The organism is Nocardia sp. NPDC058497 (genome assembly GCF_042720195.1).
Lineage (GTDB): Bacteria > Actinomycetota > Actinomycetes > Mycobacteriales > Mycobacteriaceae > Nocardia.
On record NZ_JBHXMY010000593.1, the window covers coordinates 1 to 3543 of the forward strand.

Genomic DNA, 3543 nt, shown 5'->3' on the forward strand with positions numbered 1-3543 from the left:
CCCCCCCCCCCCCCCCCCCCACGACGTACTGCGTGTCAGTACTGGAGCGAGCCACCCCACTGGGTGGTGACACCTGCGACGTTCACCGTCTGAAGCAGCTCCCCCGGCACCGGAAGTGTAGCCTTCGCGGCGGCTTCCATCGCGGCGACGCCGCCCGGCTGCGCCTTGATCCAGTTCTCGACCGCCGCCTTGGCCAGGTTCGCCTGGGTGGTGTCGAGGACGGTCACGGTGGTGTTGTCGGTACGGCCGTCACCACCGTTGTAGGTGGTGACCTTGACCGAGTTCTCGCCGATGTACTCGACCGAGACGCCCGCGTCACCGAAACCGGTCGGCGTGCGGTAGCCGACGGTGCCGACGTAGCCCGAGGCGTTGTTGTAGTGGTGGGTGTTCACCACACCGGGCAGCACGCCGCCGCCGTCGACGGAGACGCCGAGCTCCTGGTGCGGGCCTTCCATCTCGACGACCGGCGCGGCCGGAGCGTCCGAGAAGTGCGGCGCCTGCCAGGTCGGCGTCTGGACGAGCTTGTCGGAACCCTCGTCCTCGACATCAGCGCCGGCGCCCTGGTCGGACGGCACGGTCGGCTGCGCCTGCGACGGCTGCGCCGGCTGGCCCTGCGACTGCTGACCCGGGGTCGCGGTGCCCGGCTGACCGGGGGTGGTCTCCTGCTCGGGCGTGGTGCCCGCGCGCTCCGGCGACACGGCGGGCTGCGCCTGGCTGCCCTGGCCGGTCTGACCCGGCACCGGCAGCGGCGCGACGCGCGGGGTGGTGACACCCGGCTGGCTCGGGGTCGGCTTGGCAGGCGTGGCCTCCGGCTGACCCGGCGCGGGGCTGGTGACACCCGGCTGGGCCGGGGTCGGCTTGGTCTCGCCCGGCTTCACATTCTCCGGCGTCTCCGGCTGTGTCTGCTCGGGGGTGCCGGTCTCCGGCGCCTCGTTCGAAGGCTGCTCGGTACCCGGCTGCTCGGTGCCCGGCTGCGCAGGAGCCGGTGTGGCCGGCGTCGACGGCTGGTCGCTGGGGACCGCGCCGGCGGGAGCCGCAAGGAGGGTTGCCACGGCGGCTGCAGCAGCCAGGGGCAACGACGTGCTTGCCATCGCTCGCTGCGCCCGACTCGGCTTACGATGCTTCACTTTTCGCTAATCCCTTTCCCGGAGGGAATCCCCCACAAATCCACCACGCGATCACAATCTGATCGCGCCTCGGCCGTGAGTCAACCACATGAGCGCGGGACAGGCAACGCAGCAGTAAGATTCGCGCCGCCTGGGCAAACCCCCAGGGAGATCACCACCACGGAACGACGACGAACGTTGTCGACCAAGACAATTCGAAACCTCCCGCGCCGGTGATCCGCCTCACATTCCGGCGGGGGCGAGTCAGTCCAGGTCGTCGTGGCGCATCAGCAAACGACCTGCTTCGGTGACCGAACCGGTCAGCGACGGGTACACCGAGAACGTCTGCGCCAGATCGGTGACGGTGAGGTTGTTCTGCACCGCCAGCGCGATCGGCAGGATCAGCTCCGAGGCGATCGGCGCGACCACGACGCCACCGATCACCACGCCGGTCGCCGGGCGGCAGAAGATCTTCACGAAGCCGCGCCGCAGCCCCGACATCTTCGCGCGCGGGTTGGTGTTCAACGGCAGCATCACTGTGCGCGCGGGCACCTCGCCGTTGTCGATGGCGGTCTGGCTGACGCCGACCGTCGCGATCTCCGGGCGGGTGAACACCGCCGAGGCCACCGTCTTCAACCGGATGGGACTCACGCCCTCACCCAGCGCGTGATACATCGCGATCCGGCCCTGCATGGCGGCCACCGAGGCCAGCGGCAGCAGACCGGTGCAGTCACCCGCGGCGTAGATGCCGGGCACCGAGGTGCGCGAAACCCGGTCGACGCGAAGGTATCCGCCGCGATCGAGTTCGATGCCGACCCGGTCCAGGCCCAGGTTCTGGGTGTTCGGGGTGGAGCCGACGGTCATCAGCGCATGCGAGCCGGTGACGGTGCGGCCGTCGGACAGCTTCACCACGATGCCCTCGGCGGTGCGCTCCACCGCGTCGGCCCTGGCGTGCTTGACCAGTTCCACACCACGCTCGGCGAGCGCCTCCTCCAGCACGAGCGCCGCGTCGGCGTCCTCGCCCGGCAGCACCCGGTCGCGGCTGGAGACCAGCTTCACGCGCACGCCCATCTCGGTATACGCCGAGACGAACTCGGCGCCGGTGACACCGGAACCGACCACCACCAGGGTCTCCGGCAGTTCGTGCAGGTCGTAGAGCTGGCGCCAGTTCAGGATGCGCTCGCCGTCGGGCTCGGCGCCGGGCAGCACGCGCGGGCTGGCGCCGGTCGCGATCAGCACGACCTCGGCCTCGAACTCCTCGGTGCTGCCGTCGGCCAGCGTCGCGCGGACGCGATGCGCCAAACCGGGGGCCGGCCCGACCAATTCGCCCTGGCCCGACAGCAGCTGCACGCCCGCGGCCTGCAGCTTCGCCCGGATATCGGCGGACTGCGCCAGCGCGAGCGCCTTCACACGGCCGTTCACCTCGGGCAGGTGCACCTTGGCCTGGTCGGCGTCGAGGGTGATGCCGAGATCACGCGCGCGGCGCAGATCGGTGCGCAGACCGGTCGAGGCGATGAAGGTCTTGGACGGTACGCAATCCCACAGCACACACGCGCCACCGATACCGTCGGCGTCCACCAGGGTCACCGACGCTCCGTGCTGGGCCGCTACCAGCGCCGCCTCGTACCCCGCCGGTCCGCCACCGATGATCGCAATCCGTGCCACAGCCACGCTCCCTGTATTCGCCTGATCGGCCGCGTCCCTTGTGAGGACCCGCCCGTACTGTCGCCCCATCATTTCAGGTGCGCGGCGACAGGCCCGGGCCGGATCGGTGAACAAGTTCGGCGTGTTCGGCCACGCCACGACTGTGACCGTCAGCCGATCTGGGTGGGAGACAGGAATTCCGCCGCTGTTATTGGCTACAGTTCGTGAGGTGCCGATCTATGCCGCTTACGGGTCCAACATGGACTCGACGCAGATGCTGGAACGCTGCCCGCATTCGCCCATGTCCGGGACCGGGTGGCTGGAAGGTTGGCGCCTGACCTTCGCCGGTGACGACATCGGCTGGGAAGGGCCGTTGGCCACCGTCGTCGAAGATCCGGGCTCCCGGGTGTTCGTCGTCCTCTACGACGTCTCCCCCGAGGACGAGGAGCGCCTCGACCGATGGGAGGGCTCCGACTTCGGGATCCACAAGAAGATCCGGCTGCGCGTCACCGGCACCCAGGGTGAGTCCCGGCTGGCCTGGCTGTACGTGCTGGACGCCTACGAGGGTGGACTGCCGTCGGCGCGCTACATCGGTGTCATCGCCGATGCGGCCGAAAAGGCAGGCGCCCCTGAGGATTACGTCCATGCCCTGCGCACCCGCAACAGCAAAAACGTCGGCCCCGGCGCTTAGCTGTCCCGCCTCCCCGCGAATTTTGGCCAGACTCGTCGGCCGCTGTAGGTTGGCGGTTGTTTTTAAACAAAATGCGCTTCGCCCGACTATAGTTGGGGTTTT

General features: G+C 69.3%; 3 protein-coding genes. 1 reads left to right on the forward strand and 2 read right to left on the reverse strand.

Annotated features, from left to right (window positions below; genetic code table 11):
- Nucleotides 1-35: 35 nt before the first annotated feature.
- Nucleotides 36-1052: a hypothetical protein gene (locus ACFWPJ_RS27795; RefSeq protein WP_378855696.1), complete on the reverse strand. Its 1017-nt coding sequence runs from the start codon at nucleotides 1050-1052 to the stop codon at nucleotides 36-38.
- Between the two features lie 318 nt (nucleotides 1053-1370).
- Nucleotides 1371-2771 (reverse strand): NAD(P)H-quinone dehydrogenase, encoded by a 1401-nt coding sequence (locus ACFWPJ_RS27800; RefSeq protein WP_378855698.1) that lies wholly within the window; start codon nucleotides 2769-2771, stop codon nucleotides 1371-1373.
- 208 nt (nucleotides 2772-2979) lie between these two features.
- On the opposite strand from ACFWPJ_RS27800, the gene ACFWPJ_RS27805 reads away from it, so the two are divergent.
- On the forward strand, nucleotides 2980-3441 hold the full coding sequence (locus ACFWPJ_RS27805) for a gamma-glutamylcyclotransferase (RefSeq protein ID WP_189030880.1): 462 nt from the start codon (nucleotides 2980-2982) through the stop codon (nucleotides 3439-3441).
- Nucleotides 3442-3543: the final 102 nt, after the last annotated feature.